We start from the raw sequence: 26,228 nt of genomic DNA on the forward strand, positions 1-26,228 counted from the left end.
TTAATTAAACCTGCACTCACTTAGTAACAAACGCAAACAAATAAGCGCCTACGCAATACATTCCAGCCGCTAGGATTTAAGGGTCACAGCCTATTCCCGCCGATGACAAAAAATCATTTCAATGGCGATCGCGCCTTCCCCGTCGCCTGCTGCTGCAGGCGCACGGTTTATATTGGAGAAAATGCTATGCTATCGCGTCGTGATATATTGAAAGTCTCCGCCGTCAGCGCGGCCGCCGCCGGCATGATCGGCGGCATCGCCAAAAATGCCGCTGCCGACGACCATCGTAATATCGTGCCTCCCAGCAGCTATCAGCCGCCTGCCGATGCGCAGCATCTCTATAAATACAAATTCACCGACAGCAAAAAACGCAGCCTGCCCAACGGCTGGGCACGCGAAGCCACCGTCGAGCAATTCCCGATCTCCGAAGGCGTGGCGGGCGTCGACATGACGCTGGAGCCGGGCGGCGTGCGCGAACTGCATTGGCACGCCATCGCCGCCGAATGGGCATTCATGCTGGAAGGCCATGCGCGCATCACCATCCTCGATCCCGAGGGAAAATGTGAGGTGGCGGATTTCGGCCCCGGCGACGTCTGGTATTTCCCGAAAGGCTATGGCCATTCCATTCAGGCGCTGGCGGACGGCGCGCATTTTATTCTGGCATTCGATAACGGGCATTTCTCCGAATTCGGCACCTTCAGCATCACCGACTGGGTGGCGCATATGCCGAAAGAGGTATTGGAAAAAAGCGTCGACATGCCGGCGGCGGTATTTTCCAAGGCCAAACAGGGTGAAGCTTATATTGTCGGCGGCGCCGTCCCGCCCACATTACCATTGCCGAAAAACGACGGCGGATTAAATAATGCCCCGCTGACCCACCGCTATGAATTAATGAAGCAAAAGCCGTTCTTTGAAAATGACGCCGGCAGCGTCCATTTGGTGTCGTCGAAAGAATTTCCTATTTCCACCACCATGACCGGCATCATCGAGATCGTGAAACCCGGCGCGATCCGGGAATTGCACTGGCACCCCAACGCCAACGAATGGCAATACTATATTGCCGGCAAAGGCCGGATGACGGTGTTCAGCTCGCACAGCCACGCGCAGACGGAAGAGTACGCCCCTTCGGACGTCGGTTACGTGCCGCAGGGCTTCGGCCATTACATCGAGAACATCGGCGATGAGGATTTGAAGGTACTGATCGTGATGGACAACGGCATTTATCAGGATATTTCGTTGTCCGACTGGCTGGCGAAAACCCCGGCTTACCTGCTGGCGGACAACTTCAATAATCAGGTTGAGGACTGGCAGGATAGACCGAAAGACAAACGGGTGATGTCGCGGCGCAGCCGCTGACGCCGCGGCGAGGGAGAATCTCCCTCGCCGCTTTCTTTACTGCTTGCGCTGCTCCGCCACCTGTTTGGCGGTGACCTTGCCCTGTTTGTCGCCGAAATGGCCGACCACGAAGTTGGCGACCGCCGCCACTTCCTCGTCGGAATAGGCGCTGCCGAACGACGGCATCATCTCATGCCGCTCGCCGACGCTGATGCTCGTCCCCTTCAGGATAGCCTGCACCACGCTGCGCCCCTGCGGATCGTTCACCGCCGTGCTGCCCACCAGCGACGCGTACTCGCTCTGGCGGCCCGGCCCGTTCCACTGGTGGCAGCCGCTGCAGTCGTTGGCGAACATCCGCCGCCCGAGCGAGCTGTCTTGCCCGCCCGGCAGGATCGGGGTGGAAGCCCCCGCGCCCTTCGGCTGCAAGTTCACCGCTGCCGCGCTGTCGCCGGCGATGGGTTCGATGTCGCGCAGGTATTTCACCAGCGCCAGATTATCTTCCGGCGTCAGGAACTGCAGGCTGTTTTCCACCGCTTCCGCCATCGGGCCGGCGGCGCTGCTGCGCCCCGGCGCATGGCCGGTGGCCAGATATTGCGACAGTTGCTGGTCGCTCCAGCCGCCGATGCCGGTCTGTTTGTCCGGCGTGATGTTGGCGGCGAACCAGCCCTGCACCACTTCACCGCTCAGGTGCTTGCTCTGGTTAAGACCAAACCCCAGATTGCGCGGCGTATGGCACTCGCCGCAGTGGCCGAGCGCCGTCGCCAGATAGGCACCGCGATTCCACTGTTCATCCTTGTTGAGATCCGGCGCGAAACGCTGCTCCTGGAAGAACGCCAGGTTCCAGAATTTCATGCCCCAACGCTGGTTGAACGGGAACGACAGCTCGTTTTGCGGGTTGGCCTGTTTCACCGGCGGCAGACTGAACAGATAATCCTTGATCGCCAGCACGTCATCGCGGCTCAGTTCGGTGTACGAGGTATAAGGCATCGCCGGATACAGGTTGCCCTGTGGGCCGATGCCCTCACGCACCGCGCGCACGAACTGATCGTCGCTCCAGTTGCCGATGCCGGTTTCCTTGTCGGCGGTGATGTTGGTGCCGTAAATGGTGCCGAACGGCAACTTGAAGGCGAAGCCGCCTGCATAAGGCGCGCCGCCCGGCGCGGTGTGGCACGCCACGCAGTCGGCGGCACGCGCCAGGTACTCGCCGCGCGCCAGTTTGTCGGTGATGCCGGCCGGCGCCCCGGCGATCGGCGCCGCAGGCTCAGCGCCGGTGGGCCGCAGCAGCGTATACAGCGCGTATCCTCCCGCCAACACCACCACGGCGATAATCAGCCATAACAGCCCTTTCAAGGCATTGCTCATCGCATCTCTCCCTAACCCAACGCCTTGGCGGCCTGGTGGATGGCGGCGCGAATGCGCACATAGGTGGCGCAACGGCAAACGTTGCCGCCCATCGCCGCGTCGATGTCCGCATCGCTCGGGTTCTTGCTTTGCGCCAGCAGCGCGCTGGCGCTCATGATCTGGCCGGACTGGCAGTAACCGCACTGCACCACGTCCAGATCAAGCCAGGCTTCCTGCACCGCCTTGCCTTCCGGCGTGGCGCCCACGGCTTCGATGGTGGTGATTTTTTTGCCGACGGCGGCGGAGACCGGCGTCATGCATGAACGCACCGGCACGCCGTCCAGATGCACGGTACAGGCGCCGCACATGGCGATGCCGCAGCCGAATTTGGTGCCGGTCAGGCCGGCTTCGTCACGCAAGAACCACAGCAGCGGCATGTGCGGATCGCCCTCGAAGGTCAGCGGCTGCTCGTTTACGGTTAATTGAATCATCAGGTTCTCTCCTTGTCAGACGCCGGATTCGCAGTGGGATTATGCAGCGGCAGGCTCAGCGAGGTGCGCGGCCGCCCGAGCAGCGCCAGCGCGTTGCCGACTGCCGGGGCAATGGTCGGCACCCCCAGCTCGCCCACGCCGGTCGGTTTCTCGGTCGAGGGCACAATGATCACCTCGATCTCCGGCATCTCATCGATGCGCAACGGGCGGAAGTTATTGAAGTTGGACTGTTCGACCACGCCGTCTTTCAGCGTGATATTGCCGTACAGCGCCAGGCTCAGGCCGTAACCGATGCCGCCCTCGATCTGCGCGCGGATCACATCGGGGTTCACCGCCACGCCGCAATCCACCGCGCACCACACTTTATGCACTTTCGGGATGCCGCCTTCGCCGATCGACACCTCGGCCACCTGCGCCACATAGGTGTCGAACGCCTTGGCGACGCCCACGCCGCGCGCGCGTCCGTCTACCACTTTAGCGCCCTGCCAGTCAGCGGCTTTCGCTACCGCCCGCAGCACGCCCGCCGCGCGCGGCGCATCGCCCATCAGCGCCAGCCGCCCTTCGACCGGATCCTGGCCGGTTTCCTGCAACAGCTGATCGATAAAGCTCTCCACCGCGTGGCCGGTGTGGGTGCTGGCGACCGACCGCAGCGAGGTGGTCGGCACCTTGCCGGGCACGATATGCGCATCGCAGCGGAAGGCTTCGAAAGTGTATGAGACCTCGCTGGCGCCTTCGACCATCATCTGATCGAGGCCGTTGACCACCAGCGCATCCATCGCGCTGTGGCGCGTCCAGGAGTGACCGACCACGGTATCGGTCCAGCCCACCACCTTGCCGCCCCGAATGGCGCCGCGCAGGCGGTGCAGGATCATCGGGCGATACCAGCCGTTGCGGATGTCGTCCTCGCGCGTCCACACCACCTTCACGCCGTGGCCGGGGCCGATGCCCTTGGCCGCCGCCGCCATGTCGGCCGCCAGATCCGGCCCCAGCGTCGGGTTGCCTAAATCGATGCGCCGGCCGAAGCTGCCGCCCGCCAGAATGGTTTCAATCTGCACCTTGTCCGGCGGCAACTCGAACAGATCGCACAGCTGCTTGTGGTCGAGCGTTTGGATTTGGCAGCCGTAGCGCGCCTTGACGCTCTCGCCGTCCCAGAACAGATAGCCGTCCAGCGGCTCCATCGGCGCGTGCGCGACGTACGGGAAGGTGTATTCGGCCTCGATCACCTTGTCGGCCTTGTCGAACACCTCGTCCGGCTTGCCAAGACTCTTCGCCACCACGCCGGTTTTCTGCGCCACCTGGCGGAACTCGGCGTAGATTTCCTCGGTGTTGCGTCGCTCCGCCTGCGCGTCGTCCCAGGTGACCCGCAGCCGGTCCCGCCCCTGGATCGCCGCCCAGGTATTGTTGGCGTAAACCGCCACGCCGGTGGCAACCTGTTTCACCGCCACCACGCCCGGTACCGCCAGCGCGCGTTCGGCGTCAAACGTCGCCACCTTGCCGCCGAAACGCGGCGGTTTTTTGATGGTGACGGTCAACATGCCCGGCTCGTGGATATCCTGCGAGAACTGCGCGCTGCCGTTGGTTTTAGCCAGCGAATCGACGCGGTGCAAACCGCGCGTTTTGCCGATCAGGGTGAAATTGGCCGGATCCTTCAGCGTCAGGCTAGCGGGATCGGGCGGCGGCAGCGTGGCGGCCAGCGCGGCGAATTCGCCGAAGCCCGCTTCGCGCCCGCTGGCGGCATGGCGGATCTTGCCCGCCTGCACGGTGATTTCCTGCGCCGAGGTTTTCCAGCTCTGCGCGGCGGCCTGCACCAACAGCGCGCGCGCCATGGCGCCCATGCGCCGCATTTGCTCATAGGCATTGGCCACCGAGCTGGAACCGCCGGTGCCCTGGAATCCGAAGGCCAGGTTTTTGTAGACATTGGTGTCCACCGGCGCGGCCACGACCCGTACCTGTGCCCAGTCGGCATCGAGCTCTTCGGCGACCAGCGTCGCCATGCCGGTATAGACCCCCTGGCCCACTTCGGTGTGTTTACTGATGACGGTGACGACGCCGTCGGCGCCGATCTGAACGAAGGCGTTGGCGTCTAACGCCGCCGCGCCGGAGGCGATCGGGGCAGCCGAACGCGCCAGCGCGCCGGTGGATGGCAGATAGGCGCCGATCACCAACGCCCCGGCGCCGACGATAAACCGCCGCCGCGAAAGCGGAACTTGGGATATGCTCATTGCTCATGACTCCAAAAAAACCGAAGGCGTCACTGCCTTCGGCGAAACAAATCTTGTTATGGGAATGGCTTGTTGCGCCCGTCAGGTGATATAGCGCAACAGAGCAATAATTAGCGTAGCCTATTATCCAGTAGACTTAATGTTGAAGAGGGTTTTTCTATTGGAGAATCGTGCGGTGCGGGCAGGCACCCGCACCGGGGTCAACTCTGCGTCGTCGCCAGATAGGAGAAGACGCTGAGCAGGTTGATTTGCGCCGCCATGTTGTCGCTGTCGAAGGCCACGGTCAGCGCGTCCTGGCGCTCCACGCCAGGCACCAGGCTGAACAGATCCGCCAGCACCGGTTTGGCCGCCATCAGCGTCAGCCGGTAAGGCGGCATAAAACGGCGCTCCACCGGCAGTCTGGCGCCCTGGCGCACCTGTTGCATCGCCCGCTCGCGGATCTCCGCCCGCGCCCGCTGTGGGCTGAGCGATTCGGCGGCGGTTTGCGAGAGGGCGCGTTTTACGCAAACATAGCCAGATTGCGGATAACGTTCAGCGATCCAACGTTGCAGCTCGTCGTCACCGCTCACCAGCCACAACGGCACGTTCAACTCCGCCGCCATCGCCGCATACAGATCGCTTTCGCCTACCACTTCGCCGTTCAGGCTGACGCGATAAAAGGCCCGACCGTTGATGGTATGCGCCAGCACGCCGCGTTCGCCGGCGGCGCTGTGATAACCGATGCACATCAGGCCGTCGTAACGTTGATGCTGCAGCCCTTCCACCATCGACAGCCCGCGCGGTTTGCCCTGCACCAGGCGCGCCCGCGCATCAATGCGGTCGGCGCGCAGATTCTGCATCATGGCGTGGCTGTCGGCCACCGTCACCTCGGTAGCGCCGCCGGCGAAAGCGCCGTCGATGGCGGCGTTGACTTCCTGCTCCATCAGCTCGCGCGCCGCCGCATAGTCGGCATGGGCCGGGTTGCACTGCTCCGGCCGCATCACGCCGGCAATACCCTCGATATCCGCAGAGATAAAGACTTTCACATCACACTCCCGTTATTCAATTTGCCGCCAGCCGATCGAGCAGCGGGCCCAACGCCATACGCGCGTGCTGCTGGAAACCGCTGACGCCCTCGGCGCTCAGCAACGCATCCAATACTGCGTATTCGGTGGCATCCGCGGCAGCCGCAAACAGCGGCTCCAGCCGTTCGTCCGGCAGCGTGGCCCCCAGCAACCGGGTGGAGAACGCCAGCGCGATGTCGCCGGAGCCGTGCCCCCAATGGCTGCCCACCCGCCCCAGACCCGCGCCCGCTCGGCGGGCGATACGGTTCAGTTGCCGGCTGTCCAGCGCCCGATCGCAGGCGATGATGATAATGACCGAACCGGCGTCCACCTGCGGCGGTGGGTCCGCCAGCAGCTTGCCCAGCGCCGGGCCGACGCGCACGCCGCTCAGCGTCAACGAGTCGAGGGTACCGAAGTTGGCCAGCACCAGCACGCCGAGCGTGGTGCCAAGCCCCGGGCAATAACGCGAGGCGGTGCCGATGCCGCCCTTCAGGCCGAAGCTGCTCATGCCGCGCCCGGCGCCGACGCTGCCGCGCGCAAAGCGGGTGGAATGGTTATCCAGCGCGCTGAAGACGTGCTCCTCACGCACCGCCATCGCCTGAATATCGTTGAGGTAGCCGTCGTTGCACTCCAGCACCAGCGGGTTGATGGTGGCGCTGCCGCGGCCGATCTGCGGGTAGCGCAAGCAGCTGCGCCGCACCATGGCGTTGAACAGCGTGCCGACGGCGAAGGTGTTGCTCAGGAGGATCGGCGTTTGCAACTCCCCCAGCTCATTCAATTGCACCAATCCCAGCGGCTTGGCGAAGCCATTGAGCACCGCGCTGCCGCACGGCAACGGTTGGTTGAACAGATCGCCCGGCGGCACGATGGCGGTGACGCCGGTCTGGCATTCGCCGTCGGCCAAGGTGTGATGCCCGACGCTGACGCCCGGCACGTCACACAGGCTGTCTGTCGGCCCGGCCGGATAGCGCGCGCCCGGCAGGCGGCGATGGCGCCGCCAATAGCTCAGCAGATTGTCGAGGCTTTGTTGTTCAAACACCTGGCTGTCAATCATGGTTCCCTCATCCGCCGTTAGCCCATCAGAAAACCAGAATATCGCGCAATGCGCCGCGCCGTAAATTGAAAGCGGAAGCGGGCAGCAAAAATCGCCTTGCCCCATCGCCGTTCAGACCCACTCGCAGGGCATCGAAGACACCCTGCTGCGTTATCAAGATCTGGTGCTGAAGGCACGCAAACGCTGCGACGTGGCGCACGGCAAAGACATGGCTATCACCCACGGCGGGTATGAAGACTGAAGAGCGAAATCGGCAAACGCATTCTCGCCGGCATGTGGGAGACCATTTTGGGCGGCCCGCAGGCCTGAGCCTTATTGGGTTTTTAGCGGGCAATCGGATAGTATAAAAAAATGAATGATTCAAAACTGGATTATGGCTCAATTGAATAAATAAACCATGACCATAACAATGACGAAAACAGAGCAAAACAATAAATCACCGGAAAAATTTCTCAATGAGTCCAAATAGTCATTGCTGTTCTTATTTAGTTGGTTAATGGCATCATTTTCGTTCTCAGCTTCTACTTCAATATGATGCTTTCTGAACCCTTTCTGCTTCATATCTTTAATTATTTCTCGTGTAACCACTTCCTTTCTCTGCACCCTTGATTCATCGCTCTTTATAAAAACAACATATTTATTCATCATATACCCCATAAAAGCACAGAATTTTACTTCTGTGCTGGGATTGCAGCTGTTAATTAGCGTTTGGTTCTGGATTCTCTGGCCTCTCTCGGTCCAGTGCCATTGCCGCCATAACCATTTCCTGTAGAACTGCCATTCCCCAGAAACCACTGGCGCAGGAACCGCTGTCATAAGGGCTATTTTTTGACAAGAATGACTGAAGGTGTATTCTCACTGCTGAAAATAATCATATTGGAATAAAATCCAGAATAATATACCGAACCAAATTACACGCAGATGCTATCGATTCAATTAATTGAATCGCCAAATAATCTCAACGCCCAAGATTAATAACCCAATAAAGAAGAGGCGGCGGAACAGCTGCGGGCGACAATGACGACGCACCCTCTCCCCCAGCCACATGCCGCCCAGCGCCGGCAACAGCGCCAACAGCGAACCGCCGAGCAGCGTAGCGGGCAGCGCCTGATGCCAGGCTAATCCGGCGGCCAGCGCCAGCGTCGAGACGGTGAACGACAGCCCCAGCGCCTGCACCAGATCGTCACGCGCCAGGCCCAATGCGTTCAGATAGGGCACCGCCGGTATGACGAATACGCCGGTGGCGCCGGTCAGCACGCCGGTCACCAGGCCGCACAGCGGCCCCAGCCAAGGCTCTGCCGTGGCGGAAACGCGCCAGTCGAAACGGGTGAATCCCAACAGCGCATAGCCGATCAGGCAAACGCCCAGCGCCAGCGGCGCCAGGCGGCCGTCGGTGGCGGTGAGCGCGCCGGCGCTCAATAACGTGCCCAGCATGACGCACAGCATCATCGGCCAGAGTCGACGGCACAGCGCCCCCAACCTCGGCCCGCACAGCAACTGCCACAGATTGGTGATCAACGAGGGTAACAGCAGCAGCGCGGCGGCCTGCCCCGGCGGCATCATCAGGCTGAGCAACCCCATCGACACCGTCGGCAACCCCAGACCGATCGCCCCTTTGACCGTGCCGGCCAGCGTAAAAATGCCCGTCAGGGCGATAATCTCGAGTAACGTCAGCGACATGCGTCTATCCTTATGGCGAATCAACGGCTCGATTGTGGCCAGCGCCGCGCCGCAGCACAATGCGGCAATGGCAGAGCCTGCCTGCGGCAAAGACAGAGGAAGAACGCATGCATTTTGACTTTATCGATCTGCGGCTGTTGGTGGCGGTGCTCGAAACCGGCAGCATCACCGCCGGCGCCGAGCGCGTCGGGCTGTCGCTGGCCGCCGCCAGCGCCCGCATGCGCGGGCTGGAACAACAGGCCGGCGTGGCGCTGTTGACGCGCAATCCGCGCGGCGTCCAGGCGACGCCCGCCGGTGAGCGCCTGTTGCAACACGCGCGCGTGCTGCTGCAACAGCGCGACCGGCTGCGGGGTGATATGGCCGAGTTCGCGCCGGGCCAGCGCAGCCAGCTGCGCATCGTCGCCAATACCGTCGCCGCCGACGCTTTTCTGCCGGAGCTGTTGGCGGATTTTCTGGTGCTGCACCCGCACACCGACATCGCGCTGGAGGAGCTGCCCAGCCCGGCCATCGCGCTGGCGATCGCCGAACGGGCGGCGGATATCGGCATCGTGGCGGACCACGCCGATCTGCGTGGGCTGGCAAGCTACCCTTTTCGCCAGGATCGTCTGGTGCTGGCGCTGCCGCCGGGGCATGCGCTCAGCGGCCGCCGCTCGCTCAGCTTTGCGGACGCCCTGCCTTTTGATTTCATCGGCCTGCCGGAAGAGAGTGCGCTGCAACAGCATCTGGAACAGCTGGCGATACGCAGCGGCGGCCCGATGCGGCTGCGGGCGCGTGCGGCTAATTTCGACGCCATCTGCCGCATGGTGCTGCGCGGCGCCGGGCTGGCGGTGGTGCCGGAAGAGAGCGCCCAACGCCATCCGGAGATCCGACACGGCGCCCTGCCGCTGACGGACGAGTGGGCAACCCGGCGTCTGTCGATCGTGGTACGTGACCTGGCGCAGCTGCCGCTGCCGGCGCAGCGGCTGGTGGCGTTCCTGCGCCAAGCCTGAGGCGGCTCAGTGCGTGCCCGGCTCTGCGCGCAGCCGCGCCACCTGAGCCTCCACGTCGCGCCAGGCCGGTTTGTCGCCGGCATAGCGTTGGCGCAGATAATTCACCAGCGCCGTCACCTGCCGATCGGAAAAGCTGTCCTTAAAGCCCGGCATAAAGCCCAATTCGGCGGTGGCCGGCTTGGGGATCCCTTGCAGGATCACCTTGATCAGGTTATCGGGGCGATCGCTGAAGATATTGGTGTTATTGGCCAGATCCGGGCTGACGCCGAACAGCTGCGGCCCGCCGGCGGCGGCGCTGTGGCAGGCCTGGCAAGCGCCCTGGAACAACCGCTCGCCCGCCAGTTGACCCGCAGGCAACGCGCGGGCCGCCAACTGCGCCTGCGGTTCCACATTCAGCGTCGCCTTGGCGCTCAGCGACATCACATAGTTGGCCATCGCCCGCAGATCGCTCTGCGGCAACGTCGCCAGTTCGCTGACCACCGGCCCCATCGGCCCGGCCGCCACGCCGTGCTCGGCGGAATGCCCGGTGCGGAAGTACTGAAACAGCTGCTCCTCAGTCCAGGGCTTGTCCGCATTGGCCAATTGATTCAGCGCCGGCGCTTCCCACCCGTCCACCATCCCTCCCGCCAGGAAGGCCGCGCCGCCCTTTTCCGCCCCCAGCAGATTACGCGGCGAATGGCAGGCGGCGCAGTGGCCAAGGCCGTTGACCAGATAGGCGCCGCGGTTCCACTGCGCGCTTTGCTGCGGATCGGGTTGATATTCCCCCTGGCGCAGGAATAGCGCGTTCCAGCCCGCCATCAGCGGCCGCAGGTTAAACGGGAAGCGCATCTGATTGGCCGGATTGCTCTGGCGCACCGCCGGTTGCGACATCAGATAAGCGTACAGCGCCTGCATGTCGCCGTCGGTCATTTTACTGAAGGCGGTGTAAGGAAATGCCGGATAGAGGTGGCGGCCGTCGCGGGCGATGCCCTGACGCATCGCCCGATCGAATGCGGTAAACGACCAGTTGCCGATGCCGGTTGCCACGTCCGGGGTAATGTTGGTGCTGTAGAGCGTGCCGAACGGCGTCGCCATCGCCAACCCACCGGCGTTGGTCGCCCCTTCCGACGCGGTATGGCAAACCGCGCAGTCTCCGGCGGCGGCCAACTGACGGCCGCGCTCCAGCGTGGCGGCCGACCAGGTGCCGGCGCCAGGCGTCGCCACCGGCGCGATCTCCGTCCGCCATGGCAAGGCGCTGCCGGCGATGCCCAGCACCGCGCCGAACAGCCCCGCCGCGCCGCCGAACCACCATTTACCGCGTTTCTTTTTCTTGGGAGGCGCGTCCTGCCGCTCGGCATCCGGCCCGTTCAGCGCCTCACGCAGCTTGTCCGAGGTGATCGGCAGCTCGCGAAAACGAATGCCGGTGGCGTCGAACACCGCGTTGGCGATGGCCGCCGCGCTGGGCACCGACGCCGACTCCCCGGCGCCCAGCGGCGGATCGTAAGGGCGCGGCATCATCACCACGTCCACCTCCGGCACCTCCGGGAAGGTCAGGATCGGGTAAGCCCCCCACTCTTTGGCGGAGACCGTCGATTCCTCAAAGGTCACGCGCTCTTTCAACACCCGGCTGGTCGATTGCAACACGTTGCCATGGATTTGGTGACGCACGCCGTCCGGGTTAACCATCATGCCCGCGTCGTGGCCGACCACGATGCGCGTTACCGCCACTTCGCCACTGGCTTTGTCGATCGCCACGTCGGCCACCCAGGCGGCCCAGGCCGCGCCAAAGCCGGGAAACTTGCTGTGGATGTAACGGGCGTAGGCAAAGCCGCGCCCGCGCAGCACGCCGTCTTCCGCCGGGGTCTGCATCGGTTCGGTATGCGGCGTCCAGCCGGCGCGTTCTGCGGTGCTGCGCATCAGTTCACTGGCGCGTTCATCATGGATGTAGCGCAGCCGATACTCCAGCGGATCGACGCCGGCGGCGTGGGCCAGCTCATCGATATAAGACTCGTGGGCGAAGGTGTTGGGCAAGGCGGAAACGCCGCGCATCCAGGAGGCGCGCACGATCGGCGCCATGTCCTCGATGCTGACGCGCAGCGACGGATATTCGTATGGCGGCACCGAGGTGCGGTCGCCCATTTCATAGGCCACCGGCAGCGGCTCAACCCGGCCGGTCAGCAACAGCGCCAGCGTCGGCGCGCCGTTGGAAGGATAATAGGTGCGAAAATCGTAGGCGACCGGGTGCCCGGCGGCGTCCAGCCCGCCGTCCACCTCCATCAGCTGCGCCGTGCCCTTCGGTTCCCACACATGCTCTTGCTCGCGGGTCAGCTGCACCCGCACCGGCCGGCCCACCGCCCGCGACAGCAGCGCCGCGTCGGCGCAGACGTCATCGGCGCAATTGCGGCCATAGCAGCCGGCCGCCTCCATGCGAACGATCTCGATCTGCGCTTCCGGGTATTCCAGCAGCCAGGCCAGATCGGCGCGCAGCAGGTGCGGGTTCTGGCTGCCTGACCAGACCTGCAGGCGCTCCGGCCGATAGTCCGCCAGCGCGCAGGAAGGGCCAATCGAGGCATGCAGCTGATACGGCCACAGGTAGCTGCGGGTGAAACGCCTGTCGGCCGCCGCCAGCGCCGCGTCCACATCGCCGGTATCGTGCACCACCCGGGTAGAGTGCGGATTGTCGCGCAGCGCCTGCGCCACGTCGGTCATCTGCGGCAAATTGCGGCGCCAGTCTTTCCAACTGACCTGCAGCGCCTGTGCCGCCTTGATCGCCTGCTCTTCGCGCTCGGCGACGATGCCGATGAAATCGCCGATCACCACCAGTTTGACGATGCCGGGAATATGCGCGATCGAGGTTTCGTCCACCGCCAGCAGGCTGGTGCCGACAAATTCGCCGCTGTCGTAGCCGGCATAGGGCGGCCGCACCACCCGGCCGTGCAGCATGTTCGGCAGGCGCATATCGTGTACGTAGGTGGTTTCGCCGGTCGCCTTGGCCGGAATATCGACGCGCGCGGTGCTGGTGCCCACCAGGCGATACTCCGCCTGCGGTTTCAGCGGCGCGTCGCCGGAAATCGACAGCTCGACATGACCGCCGGCCACCAGCTCGGCGTAGCTGAGCGCCTGCCCCTGCGGGCTGCGGATCACGCCCTCCTCCAGCGTCAGCTGTTCCACCGGCGCATCGAAGCGCTGCGCCGCCTGGCGCAACAGCCAACGGCGCGCTTCGGCGGCGGCGTTGCGCAGCGGCACGGCGGAGATCTGCAGCGTGGCGCTGGCGATGGTGGCGCCCTGATTCGGCGCGCGCTCGGTATCGCCCAACACCATTTGCACCTGATCCATGCGCAGGTACAGCTCTTCGGCGACGATCTGCCCGAGCGCGGTGCGCACGCCGGTGCCAAGATCGACATGGCCGTTAAAGGCATAGATTTCGCCGCTGCCGCACAGGGCGATAAACAGCCCCTGCTCTTTGGGCTTCAGCACCGGCGTTTGCCCTTTGGGCACCAGTCCCGGCGGCGGTTGCACGCTGTCGACGATCAGCAGCACGCCGTCGCGCTGCAGCAAGTCGGCCTGGCTCGGCGATGGGACACGGGAATCAGTCATGGGCGTGGGCGTCCTCATCGCGGCAGAGAATGATGGCGCGCTGAACCGCACGCAGGATTTCGAGATGGGTGCCGCAGCGGCACAGGTTGCCGGACAGCGCCTGACGGATCTCCGCCTCGCTCGGGGCGGGATTACGATCCAACAGGGCTTTGGTGGTCATGATCATGCCATTGAGACAGTAGCCGCATTGCGCCGCCTGCTCTTCGATAAAGGCACGCTGCACCGGGTGCGGGCGCTGGCGATCGCCAAGGCCTTCCAGGGTCACGATCGCCCGGCCGGACACGCCGAGCGCCGGGATCACGCAGGAGCGCGCCGCCACGCCGTCGATCAACACGGTACACGCACCGCATTCGCCCAGGCCGCAGCCGTACTTCGGGCCGTTGAGCGCCAGATCGTTGCGCAGTACCAGCAAGAGCGGCGTATCCGCCATCACCTGCGCATGAAGCTGTTCGCCGTTCACCGACAGCATCAGCGGATGCTCCGTCAGCGTAGTTTTCGCGCCGTCCCTGGGCGATTGCACTTCAGATATCGCCATTGTTCGCGTCTCCGCCTGCACGTGATGATCTTATGGGCTGGCCTCTCGCCACCGACCACCAGGCAACCGACGTTGCGCGGGCGAATCAGCCGGTGGGCGGATCTTCCAGCATTTTATTCAGCAGGAATATCAGCGCTATCCGTTCGGCCGGGTTCAGCGTACCGAACGTCAGTTCTGTGATTTTCGCCGCCTGCGGCACCGTTTCCGTCAACAGCACGGCGCCGGCGTCGGTCAGGCCGACCACCACCTTGCGCCGATCGATCGGATCCGGCGTCACCGTGATCAGATCGCGCGCCTTCAGCCGTTCGACGATGCCGCGGATGGTGGCCTGATCCACCGCCGTCACCTGCACCAGCTCGGTCAGCGAGCTCGGCCCCATATCGCGCACCGCGCACAGGGTGATGAACTGCACCGCCGTCAGCTGCGAATCGCCGACGTTTTGCTGGAAAATCGCCACGTGGCGCTGATAAACCTTGCGCAGCAGGTGCCCGACTTGCTCGGTAAAATGATAATTTTCAGGTTGGCCGCTCACGGCTGACGGGTATTCGGGGGGCGTCATTGCGTTACTCTCACCATCTATGGAATCCACGAGAATAGTACAAACCCCCGCCGTTGGCAGCAACGATTACGCCCGGCGCACGCGCGACGCTTCCGGCGCCACCACTTCCCCGTCCGCCACCACCGTTTGCCCGTCGAGGCGAATGTCGCAGCGGCGCAGTGCGATATCCATATGGCAAGGCGTTTTGCGCGTGCCGCCCACTTCGGTGTTCGGCCCGGTGGAGAACAGGAAGTTGCCGTAGAACGCGCGCGCATCCATGCACATGCCGTCGTTCTTGTCGTGCAGACCCATCGCCGTCCACTGGGCGCGCGGCTGCAGACCCCAGCCGATGTGCGAGATGCCGTACACCTCCGGATCGTCGAAGTATTTCATGTATTCGCGCAGGTATTCCGCCTCGAAGCCGCCGTGAATGCGAGTAACGAACCCTTGTTCGATCTCCAGCGTGATGCGTTCACGCGCATAGCTTTTGAACGGCAGCAAGATATCGCCGACCTCCAGCACCAGCACCCCTTCCGCCTGCTCCTCATTCGGCCAGGTGAACAGGAAACCGCTCGGCCAGTGATCCCAGCGCCCCGGTTCATCGGCATAGCCGTACTCGGTCACCGTCGGGTATTGCCCCAGCGGCGCGCGGAAATCGCTGCCGGCGGCGGAGGTCACCTGCATCAGCTTCGCCTGCTCCAGCACGGCGGCGGCGGCCAGCACCCGCGCCTTGTCCTCCGCGTTGGGCAACATGCGCGCCAGCACCTCCGGCGGCTCCACCGCCAGCAGGATGCGGGTGCCAGTTTTCAGGATCTGTTCCTGCTCCGGCGAATGCAGCAGCATCATGGTATCGACGATCAGGTCGGCGGCCTCCAGCGCACGCTGCGCCGCCAGATTGCCGGTCAGCGCGGTATCGCCGCAATAGGCGGTCATGTCGTTGCCCATCGCTCGCGGATGGTTGAACGCCGGCAGTTCGACGGCATACACCTTGGCGCCCAGCCGCAGCGCTGCGTCGGTCGCGGCGCGCACCGTGCGCGCATCGGAATAATGGCTTTTCAAAATCGCCACGCTCTGCGAAGCATCGACCTTCGACAGCGTAAGCACCTGCTCGAACAGCTGTACCAACTGGGTTTCATTGACCGCCATGGCCTGTCTCCTGTCTCGTCAAGGGTGACCGACGCCCGCAAGGCGGCGGTGATTTTTCAAACAATTTAAAGTGAACACACTCATTTCATCTAAGTCAAAAAAGCAAAGGAAAGCAAGCTGCGAATATCCACCATAAGAAAGTCCTATTTCATCCCGCATCAATCCTGTGATTAACATGAGTTTAACAGTAATACGCCGTCAATTAGCGTGAGCGAGATCTGATTTAACACTTTTGCAACTTTGCGTTATCTAGCGCATACACTATAAATCGATCGTCCAGCCACGCGTTGGGCCTACGCTGAAAAAAGCCAACAGAGAGGGGAAACATGATGAGCAAACAACCACGCATCGCCGTCGTCGGCGCCGGGCTGGGGGGCGCCGCCGCCGCCGGGCTGCTGCAAAAAGCCGGCTTTACCGTCGATCTGTATGAACAGAGCCCGGCGTTCTCACGCCTTGGCGCCGGCATTCACATGGGGCCGAACGTACTGAAGATTTTCCGCCGTCTCGGTATTGAGCAGCGGTTGGAGCAGATGGCGTCTCATCCCGATTTCTGGTTCAGCCGCGACGCCGAAAGCGGCGACTACCTGTCGCGCATCGAACTGGGCGCCTTCGCCCGCCGGGAGTACGGCGCCGCCTATGTGACGGTGCACCGCGGCGATTTGCAGGCGTTGCAGCTCTCCGCACTGCAGCCCGGCACCCTGCACTTCGGCAAATGCCTGAGCAAAATTGAAGATCGCGGTGACGAGGTGGTGCTGAACTTCGTCGACGGCACCTCGGCCCACGCCGACATCGTGATCGGCGCCGACGGCATCAATTCGCGCATTCGTGAGCACCTGCTGGGCGCTGAAGCGCCGACCTACAGCGGCTGGGTGGCCCACCGCGCGCTGATCCGCGGCGAGAAGCTGGCGAAATACAACCTGACGTTCGAAGACTGCGTGAAGTGGTGGTCGGCGGATCGCCATCTGATGGTCTACTACACCACCCAACGGCGCGACGAGTATTACTACGTCAGCGGCGTGCCGCACCCGGCCTGGGATTTCCAGGGCAGCTTCATCGACAGCAGCCGCGAAGAAATGTTCGAGACCTTCGCCGGCTACCACCCGATCGTGCAGGCGCTGATCGAATCCAGCGAACAGGTCACCAAATGGCCATTGCTGAACCGCAAACCGCTGCCGCTGTGGAGCGAAGGCCGTCTGGTGCTGCTTGGCGACGCCTGCCACCCGATGAAACCGCACATGGCGCAGGGCGCGGCGATGGCGATCGAAGACGCCGCCATGCTGACCCGCTGCCTGCAGGAAACCGGCCTCGGCGACTACCGCACCGCCTTCCAGCTGTATGAAGCCAACCGCAAGGAGCGCGCCTCCCGGGTGCAGGCGGTGTCCAACGCCAACACCTTCCTGCGCACCCAGGAAGATCCGGCCTGGGTCTACGGCTATGACCTGTACGCGCAAGCGCTGAAATCGGAGAACGCCGCATGAGCACCTTCCTCTACGGCGCCCACGTTCACGCCAACGATATTCGCCAACACTATCTGCGCTACGGCGGCCACGGCCCGGCGCTGATCCTGGTCCCCGGCATCACCAGCCCGGCGATCACCTGGGGCTTCGTCGCCGAGCGGCTGGGGGAAAAATACGACGTCTACGTGCTCGACGTGCGCGGCCGCGGTCTGTCGTCCAGCGGCCCGGAACTGGCTTATGACGCAGAGACCTGCGCGCAGGACGTCAACGCCTTCGCCGCTGCGTTGAACCTGGGCAGTTACGCCCTGCTCGGCCATTCGATGGGCGCCCGCTTCGCCCTGCGCGCCGCCGCTCTGCAGCCCGCCGGCGTGCGGCGGCTGGTGCTGGTCGATCCGCCGGTTTCCGGCCCCGGCCGCCGCGCCTATCCCGGCCAATGGCCGTGGTACGCCGACTCCATCCGGCAGTCGCTGCCGGGCATGAGCGCCGAGCAGATGCGCGCCTTTTGCCCAACCTGGAGCGAAGAGCAGCGCCGGCTGCGCGCCGAGTGGCTGCACACCTGCTACGAGCCGGCGATCCAACGCGCCTACGACGATTTTCATCAGGTGGACAGCCACCGTGACTACCCGCTGCTGACCATGCCGACGCTGCTGATGGCCGCGGGCAAAGGCGGCGTCATTCAGCCCGAAGACCGGGCAGAGATCCGCGCGCTACAGCCGGAGATCGCCATCGTCGAGGTCGAGAACGCCGGACACATGATCCCGTGGGACGATTTCGACGGCTTCTTCCGCGCCCTGGGCGATTTTCTGGATTAACTGAGGAACACCGACATGAGCAACCACTACCGCATCGGCCAGATCGTGCCCAGCTCCAACACCACAATGGAAACCGAGATCCCGGCGATGCTGGGCGCGCGCCAGCTGATACGCCCGGAGCGTTTCACTTTTCACTCCAGCCGCATGCGCATGAAACACGTCAATAAAGAAGAATTGGCGGCGATGGACGCCGAGTCCGATCGCTGCGCGCTGGAGCTGTCCGACGCGCGGGTCGACGTGCTCGGCTACGCCTGCCTGGTGGCCATCATGGCGATGGGGCTGGGCTATCACCGCGAATCGCAGGCCCGGCTGGCGCAGGTGACGAAAGACAATCAGGCCGCCGCGCCGGTTATCAGCAGCGCCGGCGCGCTGGTCAACGGCCTGAAGGTGATCGGCGCCAAACGCATCGCGCTGGTGGCGCCCTACATGAAACCGCTGACCCAGCTGGTGGTGGACTACATCCAGCACGAAGGCATCGAGGTCAAGGTGTGGCGCGCGCTGGAGATCCCGGACAACCTCGACGTCGGCCGGCACGATCCGGCCAGGCTGCCGGGGATCGTCGCCGAGATGGATTTACGCGAGGTCGATGCTATCGTGCTGTCCGCCTGCGTGCAGATGCCTTCGCTGCCGGCCGTCCCGACGGTGGAGGCCCAAACCGGCAAACCTGTGATCACCGCTGCCATCGCCACCACTTACGCGATGCTGACCGCGCTGGAGCTGGAACCGATCGTTCCCGGCGCCGGCGCCCTGCTGTCCGGCGCCTATTGAGGAGGCAGAATGAACGACACCCTCAGCGACAACTATCGCGGCGTCTGGGGCCAGCGCATCGGCTTCGGCCGGCGCCCGGCGCTGCTGGCGATCGATTTTATGCAGGCCTACACCACCGAAGGCGCGCCGCTGTTCGCGCCGGGCGTGGTGAGCGCGGTCGAGGAAAGCCGCGAGCTGCTGGCCTGCGCGCGCCGAACAGGAATTCCGGTGATCCACACCCATATCCGCTATCATGCAGGCCATTTTGCCGATGGCGGCCTGTGGGTGAAGAAAGCGCCGGTGATGAAAGACATGGTGGCGGGCAACCCGCTGGCGGCGTTCTGCCCGCCGGTGGCGCCGCTGGCCGATGAGGTGGTGCTGAGCAAGCAATACGCCAGCGCCTTCTTCGGCACCGCGCTGGCGCCGCTGCTGGTGGCGCAAGGGATCGACACGCTGCTGATGATCGGCTGCTCCACCAGCGGCTGCATCCGCGCCAGCGCAGTGGACGCGGTGCAGCACGGCTTCCGCGCCATGGTGGTGCGCGAGTGCGTCGGCGATCGTCACCCCGGCCCGCACGAAGCCAACCTGTTCGACATCGACAGCAAATACGGCGACGTGGTGCACAAACGGGAGGCGCTCGACTACCTGAACCGGTTATGAGTCAACGATTCACCTGCAACGACAATAACGAAGGCGCAGACAGCGCCTCACGCGACCGCCCGAAACAGGGCGGCGTCCATGCAACGCAAACACAACAGGCGCCTCCTGCGGAGGCCAACACGCACCACCTGGAGACAACATCATGGCCATTGTCGACACCCCGCTGGCGGGGAAAGCGGACGCAGAATCGCTGCTGCTGTACCGCAAAATCACCTGGAAACTGATCCCGTTTCTTTGCCTGTGTTACCTGGCGGCCTACCTCGATCGCATCAACGTCGGGCTGGCCAAGCTGCAGATGGCCGACGCGCTGCAGCTGAGCGAAGCGGCCTTTGGTCTGGGCGCCGGGCTGTTCTTCGTCGGCTATATTCTGTTCGAGGTGCCGAGCAACCTGATCCTGCAGCGCGTCGGCGCCAAGATGTGGATTGCCCGTATCATGATCACCTGGGGGCTGCTGTCCACCGCCACCATGTTCGTCACCACGCCGACCCAGTTCTACGTCATTCGCTTTCTGCTCGGCGTGGCGGAGGCCGGTTTCCTGCCCGGCGTGCTCTTTTACCTGACGCTGTGGTTCCCGACCTATCGCCGCGGCCGCATCATCGCGCTGTTCATGATCGGCCTGCCGCTCTCCAGCGTGATCGGCGGGCCGCTCTCCGGCTGGATCATGGGCCATTTCGACATGCGCCACGGGCTGCACGGCTGGCAGTGGCTGTTTTTGCTGGAGGGCATTCCCAGCGTGCTGTTGGGCGTGCTGACCTTCTGGCTATTGCCTAACACTTATCAGCAGGCCAAGTGGCTGACGCCCGAGGAAAAACAGCGCATCGCCGACGATCTGGCGCGCGACGACGCCGAGGCCGATCACGGCAAGCACAGCTTCCGCGACGGCTTCTTCAACCTGAAGGTGTGGATGCTCGGCGGCATCGACTTCGCTATTCTGCTCAGCGCCTACGCCATGGGCTTTTGGATGCCGACCTTCATCAAAACCGCCGGCGTTACCGACATCACCACCATCGGTTACCTGACGGCGATCCCCAGCGTCGCCGCCCTGCTCGGCATGCTGCTGATCGGCAGCAGTTCCGACCGGCTGCGCGAACGGCGCTGGCATATCATCGTGCCGTTTATCATCGGCGCGCTGGCGATGGCCGGCAGCACCTTCTTCACCCACAATGCGCTGGCCACGGTGCTGCTGTTCTCCATCGCCCAGGCGGCAATCATCGGCGCAGTGCCGGTGTTCTTCAGCCTGCCGGCCACCTTCCTGCGCGGCACGGCGGCGGCGACCGGCTTCGCGCTGGCCTGTTCGCTGGCCAACATCGCCGGGCTGGTAAGCAATTCGCTGATGGGGCTGGCGCTGGATCTGACCGGCAAGAGCGGCGGCGCGCTCTGGGCCTTCGCCGGCTGCCTGCTGCTCAGCTCGCTGCTGGTGGTGGCCCTGCCGGCCAAGGTGGTGAACCGCTGAGCGTTAATAGAAAGGGGAAAGGCGCAAGACAATGACAATGATGATAAGGAACCGTTGTCTGCTTTGATTCTTGCGCCGTTTTCTCCCCATAACAGGACATGTCAATAACGACGATGGGCTCTGGGTTACCCCACCAACAACGTTTTTGCTTCCAGATAAGCCTGCATCCCCCATTTGCCCATCTCGCGCCCCAGCCCGGACTGTTTGAAACCGCCAAACGGCGCTTTAGGTTCATGATCCAACGTGTTCAGCAGAACACGCCCGGAGTCAATCTGCTGCGCCACCCGCACCCCGCGTTCGCGATCGCCGCTTAACACCAGCGCACTCAGCCCGTAGGCGGTGTCGTTGGCGATCGCAAGCGCTTCGGCCTCATTGTCGTAAGGGATGATCACCAGCACCGGACCAAAAATTTCTTCCCGGGCAATGCGCATCCGGTTATTGCCCGCAAATACCGTAGGCTTCACGCACCAGCCTTTATCCATACCCGATGGACGGCCAACGCCGCCAACCAACAATGTCGCCCCTTCTTCCTCGCCCAAGCGGATATAATCCTGCACCCGTTGCCACTGTTTTTGGCTCACCATCGGGCCGATTTCCGTATTTTCATCGCGCGGATCGCCCGACCGGACTTTGCCTACCGCGTCGGCAATCGCCTGTTCAAACTCCGCCTGACGGCTGCGCGGCACCAGAATTCGCGTGCCTGCAATGCAGGCCTGGCCGCTATTCATAAAACCGGCGGCAAGCGCCAAAGGCACGGCCTGCATGACATCCGCATCGTCCAGGATCAGCGTCGGCGATTTGCCCCCCAGTTCCAATGTCACCCGTTTCAGCGATTCTGCACCGCTTTCTACGATATGTTTGCCCACCGCCGTGGAACCGGTAAACGAGATCTTGGCAATATCGGGATGTCGATTAATGACCTCACCCACCACCTCGCCTCGCCCGGTGATAATGTTAAATACCCCGGCAGGAATGCCCGCATCGTGCAACGCTTCGGTGATAACCCGCGTTTGCATTGCGCTCATTTCGCTGGGCTTGATCACCGCGGTGCACCCTGCCGCCATCGCCGTCGCCAGTTTGTTGCAGATAAACCCGGCATCGCTGTTCCATGGCGTAATCAGCCCGGCGACGCCGACAGGCGTCATGATGACCTGCGCCTTACCCGCCTGTTCCGTAAACTCGAAATTTTCCAGCGCGTCGATCGCCTGAGCTATCGCGTCCGCCGGGTAGCTGGCCATCCAGCGCCCACGAATTTTGGGCGCGCCATATTCCATCACGACGGCGTCCATCAGCTCATCTTCACGGGCCATAACCGCTTTGTGCATACGGCGCAATACGGCAAGGCGTTCCGCCTTACTGGTCTTGGACCAGTAAGGAAATGCGGCCTTGGCTGCGGCAATCGCCCGCTCGGCATCCACCTCGTCCGCCAGACGCACAGTGCCAATCACGTCTTCTGTCGCCGGGTTAAACAGCGTGAAGCGTTCTTCACCGTGGGGTGTCACGAATTCACCGTTGATATAAATGCTGTCAATTTTTTGCATGGTGCGCTCCACATGTTCCGATTAGTCAAACGAGTATAGAAACAGATGATCAATACGATAAGTGGGTCTATCCTGTACGAACTGTACCGATAATCGGGATAATCTATGCATCGCAGTGGACTGACAGAGTTGGAAGTCGTGTTGGCGGTGGCACAGCGACAAAGCTTTCGCGCCGCCGCACGGCAATTAGGCATGTCGGCCACCGCCGTCAGCAATGCGGTGGCCGGGTTGGAAAGCCGCCTTAAAATACGTCTGTTTAACCGTTCGACCCGCAGCGTGGCGCTGACGCCGGCGGGCGCGCGTTATGTAGAACGAATCGCCCCCGCTCTGGCCGAGATTCGGCGTGCATCAGAAGAGATTGCCACCCAGCCCGACGCGCCAACCGGCACGCTGCGCATCAGCGCACCGCAGGAGTGCGTCTCCCTGCTCTACGAACCGTTGATCGAAACGTATTTGCGGCGTTACCCGCAAATGCGGCTCGATATCACCAGCGAATCAAGAATGGTGGACATTGTGGCGGAAGGTTACGACGCGGGGATCCGTTTGGCGGAGTCCGTCCCGCAGGACATGATCGCCGTGGAGCTAACGGGAGATATCCGCATGTTGGTGGTCGCTACACCAGACTATTTCGCTGAACATGGCATACCGCAATCGCCGGAGGATCTGTTACGGCACAAAAGCGTCGGGATGCGTATGTCACACGGAGGGATTTACCATTGGGAATTGGAACGCCACCAGCAGAAACTTCGAGTCAACGTACCGCCGCGCATTGTATTGAATGAAATGCGCGCCATTCATCGTGCCGCATTGAGCGGTGTGGGGATTGCCTTCGTTTCAGATTGGTTTGCCCGTGAAGATATCGCATCAGGTCGTCTTATTAGCGTACTGGACGAATGGTGCCCAGCTTTCGGCGGATTGCGTCTCTATTATCCCGGCAGACGACATGTGCCTCCGGGGCTCAAGGCATTTATCGATTTGGTGCATGAAATTCAGGCCAGGTAGCTTGTCTTCTCTCTGTCGACCAGAAAACGGCACCGCCAAACGTCGGAATGCGACCGGCATTTGGCGTGCCGTTGGTTTACTCACTCTCCTTGTTCATACCCTCGGGACTATTCGTCCTTCAGCCCGCGGTTGATCAGCATCGGTTCGATGCTCGGCTCTTTGCCGCGCCAGTCGATGTACAGCTTCTCCAGATCCTGGCTGTTGCCGCGCGACAGGATCATGTCGCGGAAGCGCTGGCCGTTTTCGGCGGTCAGGCCACCGTGCTCGGTGAACCACTGGAAGGCGTCGTCCGCCAGCATTTCCGTCCACAGATAGGCGTAATAGCCCGCGGCGTAGCCGTTACCCCAGATGTGCTGGAAATAGCTGGAACGGTAGCGCGGCGGCACGTAGCCGAGATCGACCTTGTCTTTTTGCAGCGACTCGGCCTCGAACTTGTCCACGTCTTGCTGCGGCTGGTCGGCGGTCAGCATGTGCCAGTGCATGTCCAGCAGCGCGGCGGACAGCAGCTCGGTCATGCTGTAGCCCTTGTTGAACTTGTCGGCCTTCTTGATCTTGTCGACCAGTTCCTGCGGCATCGCCTCGCCGGTCTGATAATGCTTGGCGAAGTGGCTGAACACTTTCGGATCGCTGACCCAGTGCTCGTTGAACTGCGACGGGAACTCGACGAAATCGCGCGCGGTGTTGGTACCCGACAGGCTCGGGTATTCCTGATCGGCGAACATGCCGTGCAGCGCGTGGCCGAACTCGTGGAACATGGTGATCACATCGTCATACGACAGCAGCGCCGGCTGCCCCGGCGCCGGTTTGGTGAAGTTGGCAACGTTGTAGATCACCGGCTTGGTGCCGTTGAGCTTCGACTGATCGACGAAGTTGCTCATCCAGGCGCCGCCGCCCTTGTTGTCGCGCTTGAAGGAGTCGGTGTAGAACAGCGCCAGCGATTTGCCGTCCTTGTCGAACACTTCATACACCTTAACGTCCGGCTGGTAGACCGGAATGTCCTTGCGTTCTTTGAAACTGATGCCGTACAGCAGGTTGGCGGCGTAAAACACGCCGTTGTTCAGCACGTTGTTCAGCTCGAAGTAAGGTTTGATCTGCGATTCGTCCAGATCGTACTTGGCCTTGCGCACCTGTTCGGCGTAGAACTGCCAGTCCCAGGCCTGCACCTTGAAGTCGCCTTTCTGCTGATCGATCACCGCCTGAATGTCTTTGGCTTCACGCTCGGCGCGCGCGGTGGCCGCCGGCACGATGTTGCGCATAAAGCTCAAGGCGGCATCCGGCGTCTTGGCCATCTGGTTTTGCAGCTTCCAGGCGGCGTAGTTCGGGTAGCCCAACAGCTTGGCCTGCTCGGCGCGTACCTTGGCCAGACGGGAAAGGGTCTGGCGGGTATCGTTGCCGTCGCCCTTCTCCGCGCGCGTCCAGGAGGCGTCGAACAGCGCTTGGCGGGTGTCGCGATCTTTCAGGCTCTGCAGCAGCGGCTGCTGGGTGGTGTTCTGCAGCACCAACAGCCACTGTTTCTCCAGCTTGCGCTCGGCGGCCGCCTGCGCTGCCGCGGCCAGCTCACCTTCGGACAGACCGTCCAGTTTCGCCTGGTCGGTTATCGCCAGCGCGCCGTTTTTGCTCGCCGCCAGCAGTTTGTTGGTGAACTGGGTGCTCAGCGTCGCTGCTTCCTGGTTCAGCGCCTTCAGCTTGGCCTTGTCGGCGTCCGACAGGTTGGCGCCCGCCAGCTCGAAGTTCTTGTAGGTCACTTCCACCAGCCGGCGCGATTCCGGATCCAGCTTCAGCGCATCGCGATCCTGATAGATGGCCTTGATGCGCGCGAACAGCTTGCCGTTGAGCATGATGTCGTCGTTCAGCGCCGCCAGCATCGGCGAGGTTTCTTCATCCAGCTTCTGCAGCGCATCGCTGGTGTTGGCCGAGGTCATGGCGCCGAACACGTTCATCACCCGCGTCAGCAGCGAACCGGCCTGCTCCAGCGCCACGAAGGTATTCTTGAAGTTGGGCTTGGCCGGGTTGTTGGCGATCTTCTCCACCTCTTCCCGCTTTTGCTTGATGCCCGCCTCGATCGCCGGCGCGTAGTCGCTTTCCTTGATCAGGTTGAACGGCGGCGCCTGGAACGGCAGACGGCTTTGATAGAAGAACGGGTTTTGGGTCTTTTGCTTGTCGTGCTGATTGGCTTCACCGGTCACGGTAGCCTCCTTCGCCTGGCCGCTGGGCAGCGCACTATGGTCGGCGTGAGGTTGGGTTTCTGCTGCCTGTGCCTGCGAGCCCAGCGCCATGCCGATCGCCAGCACCAATGTGGATAAACGCATCAAATCGAAACTCCTCCATGTTCACGGAATAAGGTCTCGGGGAATGGCTCCCTCAGAGTCATCACCTAGCTTAGGCGCAGTTGGCAGTTTGAGCAAAAACAAGTGATTAGAAGTTAACCGCCTCGCCGACCGCGGCCAAACGCTTCTTTGACATCTTTATTTTTCATCATCGACATATAGTCACAAAAGGTAATCATTTTATGATTAATTAATTCAATACCATGATAAATAAAGAGGAATCATAAAATACCCTGTTGACTTATCAGGTTACCCAATGTAACTTGATGTAAATTTTGA

Annotated in this window: 21 protein-coding genes and 1 pseudogene; 9 read left to right on the forward strand and 13 right to left on the reverse strand. The window is 62.6% G+C overall.

Going from position 1 to position 26,228, the window contains the following annotated elements; translation table 11 throughout:
- Positions 1–186 precede the first annotated feature (186 nt).
- Positions 187–1,356, forward strand: coding sequence for a cupin domain-containing protein (locus RE418_RS19175; RefSeq protein WP_089180872.1), 1,170 nt, complete (start codon positions 187–189; stop codon positions 1,354–1,356).
- Positions 1,357–1,392: 36 nt separating this feature from the next.
- Here RE418_RS19175 and RE418_RS19180 read toward each other — a convergent pair whose 3' ends face one another.
- From RE418_RS19180 to RE418_RS19200, 5 genes are all read right to left on the reverse strand, one after another.
- Entirely contained in the window at positions 1,393–2,697 is a 1,305-nt protein-coding gene (locus tag RE418_RS19180) for a c-type cytochrome (RefSeq protein ID WP_043143228.1), read from the reverse strand.
- An 11-nt stretch (positions 2,698–2,708) separates the two neighbouring features.
- Positions 2,709–3,167, reverse strand: coding sequence for a (2Fe-2S)-binding protein (locus tag RE418_RS19185; protein ID WP_025302752.1), 459 nt, complete (start codon positions 3,165–3,167; stop codon positions 2,709–2,711).
- On the reverse strand, positions 3,167–5,389 hold the full coding sequence (locus RE418_RS19190) for a molybdopterin cofactor-binding domain-containing protein (protein ID WP_049207190.1): 2,223 nt from the start codon (positions 5,387–5,389) through the stop codon (positions 3,167–3,169). The genes RE418_RS19185 and RE418_RS19190 overlap by 1 nt, the downstream gene beginning before the upstream one ends.
- A gap of 200 nt (positions 5,390–5,589) precedes the next feature.
- Entirely contained in the window at positions 5,590–6,414 is an 825-nt protein-coding gene (locus RE418_RS19195) for a M55 family metallopeptidase (protein ID WP_025302750.1), read from the reverse strand.
- 16 nt (positions 6,415–6,430) lie between these two features.
- On the reverse strand, positions 6,431–7,486 hold the full coding sequence (locus tag RE418_RS19200) for a P1 family peptidase (protein WP_025302749.1): 1,056 nt from the start codon (positions 7,484–7,486) through the stop codon (positions 6,431–6,433).
- Positions 7,487–7,595: 109 nt separating this feature from the next.
- On the opposite strand from RE418_RS19200, the pseudogene RE418_RS19205 reads away from it, so the two are divergent.
- Positions 7,596–7,795, forward strand: a pseudogene (locus RE418_RS19205) (monooxygenase); the annotation flags it as partial.
- A gap of 69 nt (positions 7,796–7,864) precedes the next feature.
- Here RE418_RS19205 and RE418_RS19210 read toward each other — a convergent pair.
- Positions 7,865–8,131 (reverse strand): hypothetical protein, encoded by a 267-nt coding sequence (locus RE418_RS19210; RefSeq protein ID WP_089181675.1) that lies wholly within the window; start codon positions 8,129–8,131, stop codon positions 7,865–7,867.
- A 291-nt stretch (positions 8,132–8,422) separates the two neighbouring features.
- Positions 8,423–9,166 carry a sulfite exporter TauE/SafE family protein gene (locus RE418_RS19215; RefSeq protein ID WP_049207185.1) on the reverse strand — a complete coding sequence of 248 codons (744 nt, stop codon included), beginning with the start codon at positions 9,164–9,166 and terminating at the stop codon, positions 8,423–8,425.
- A 107-nt stretch (positions 9,167–9,273) separates the two neighbouring features.
- Here RE418_RS19215 and RE418_RS19220 point away from each other — a divergent pair, with 107 nt between their 5' ends.
- Positions 9,274–10,155: a LysR family transcriptional regulator gene (locus tag RE418_RS19220; RefSeq protein WP_049207183.1), complete on the forward strand. Its 882-nt coding sequence runs from the start codon at positions 9,274–9,276 to the stop codon at positions 10,153–10,155.
- A gap of 6 nt (positions 10,156–10,161) precedes the next feature.
- Here RE418_RS19220 and RE418_RS19225 read toward each other — a convergent pair whose 3' ends face one another.
- The 4 genes from RE418_RS19225 to RE418_RS19240 all read right to left on the reverse strand — a co-directional run bounded on the left by RE418_RS19225 (position 10,162) and on the right by RE418_RS19240 (position 15,950).
- Positions 10,162–13,731 (reverse strand): molybdopterin cofactor-binding domain-containing protein, encoded by a 3,570-nt coding sequence (locus RE418_RS19225; protein ID WP_060447209.1) that lies wholly within the window; start codon positions 13,729–13,731, stop codon positions 10,162–10,164.
- Positions 13,724–14,266 (reverse strand): (2Fe-2S)-binding protein, encoded by a 543-nt coding sequence (locus RE418_RS19230; RefSeq protein ID WP_033640422.1) that lies wholly within the window; start codon positions 14,264–14,266, stop codon positions 13,724–13,726. The genes RE418_RS19225 and RE418_RS19230 overlap by 8 nt, the downstream gene beginning before the upstream one ends.
- An 85-nt stretch (positions 14,267–14,351) precedes the next feature.
- Positions 14,352–14,825, reverse strand: coding sequence for a MarR family winged helix-turn-helix transcriptional regulator (locus RE418_RS19235; RefSeq protein ID WP_089180871.1), 474 nt, complete (start codon positions 14,823–14,825; stop codon positions 14,352–14,354).
- Between the two features lie 66 nt (positions 14,826–14,891).
- Entirely contained in the window at positions 14,892–15,950 is a 1,059-nt protein-coding gene (locus tag RE418_RS19240; RefSeq protein WP_025302742.1) for a 2,5-dihydroxypyridine 5,6-dioxygenase, read from the reverse strand.
- A gap of 326 nt (positions 15,951–16,276) precedes the next feature.
- Here RE418_RS19240 and RE418_RS19245 point away from each other — a divergent pair, with 326 nt between their 5' ends.
- The 5 genes from RE418_RS19245 to RE418_RS19265 all read left to right on the forward strand — a co-directional run bounded on the left by RE418_RS19245 (position 16,277) and on the right by RE418_RS19265 (position 21,079).
- Positions 16,277–17,428 carry an FAD-dependent monooxygenase gene (locus RE418_RS19245; protein WP_033645813.1) on the forward strand — a complete coding sequence of 384 codons (1,152 nt, stop codon included), beginning with the start codon at positions 16,277–16,279 and terminating at the stop codon, positions 17,426–17,428.
- The gene (locus RE418_RS19250; protein ID WP_025302741.1) at positions 17,425–18,219 is read left to right on the forward strand and encodes an alpha/beta fold hydrolase; all 795 of its coding nucleotides are present in this window, start codon (positions 17,425–17,427) and stop codon (positions 18,217–18,219) included. The genes RE418_RS19245 and RE418_RS19250 overlap by 4 nt, the downstream gene beginning before the upstream one ends.
- Positions 18,220–18,285: 66 nt before the next feature.
- Positions 18,286–18,987 carry an Asp/Glu racemase gene (locus RE418_RS19255; protein WP_170310522.1) on the forward strand — a complete coding sequence of 234 codons (702 nt, stop codon included), beginning with the start codon at positions 18,286–18,288 and terminating at the stop codon, positions 18,985–18,987.
- Between the two features lie 9 nt (positions 18,988–18,996).
- Positions 18,997–19,626 carry an N-carbamoylsarcosine amidohydrolase gene (locus RE418_RS19260; RefSeq protein WP_033634448.1) on the forward strand — a complete coding sequence of 210 codons (630 nt, stop codon included), beginning with the start codon at positions 18,997–18,999 and terminating at the stop codon, positions 19,624–19,626.
- A gap of 142 nt (positions 19,627–19,768) precedes the next feature.
- Entirely contained in the window at positions 19,769–21,079 is a 1,311-nt protein-coding gene (locus RE418_RS19265) for an MFS transporter (RefSeq protein ID WP_016927840.1), read from the forward strand.
- Positions 21,080–21,204: 125 nt separating this feature from the next.
- On the opposite strand, the gene RE418_RS19270 is transcribed toward RE418_RS19265, so the two are convergent.
- Complete coding sequence (locus RE418_RS19270; protein WP_025302738.1) at positions 21,205–22,620, reverse strand: aldehyde dehydrogenase family protein; 1,416 nt, start codon at positions 22,618–22,620, stop codon at positions 21,205–21,207.
- A 105-nt stretch (positions 22,621–22,725) separates the two neighbouring features.
- Here RE418_RS19270 and RE418_RS19275 point away from each other — a divergent pair, with 105 nt between their 5' ends.
- Complete coding sequence (locus tag RE418_RS19275) at positions 22,726–23,622, forward strand: LysR family transcriptional regulator (RefSeq protein ID WP_025302737.1); 897 nt, start codon at positions 22,726–22,728, stop codon at positions 23,620–23,622.
- A 107-nt stretch (positions 23,623–23,729) separates the two neighbouring features.
- On the opposite strand, the gene dcp is transcribed toward RE418_RS19275, so the two are convergent.
- Positions 23,730–25,931 carry a peptidyl-dipeptidase Dcp gene (dcp, locus tag RE418_RS19280; protein WP_089180870.1) on the reverse strand — a complete coding sequence of 734 codons (2,202 nt, stop codon included), beginning with the start codon at positions 25,929–25,931 and terminating at the stop codon, positions 23,730–23,732.
- Between the last annotated feature and the right edge of the window lie 297 nt (positions 25,932–26,228).

It is taken from the genome of Serratia sp. szju (assembly GCF_044594185.1).
Classification (GTDB): Bacteria; Pseudomonadota; Gammaproteobacteria; order Enterobacterales; family Enterobacteriaceae; genus Serratia; species Serratia bockelmannii.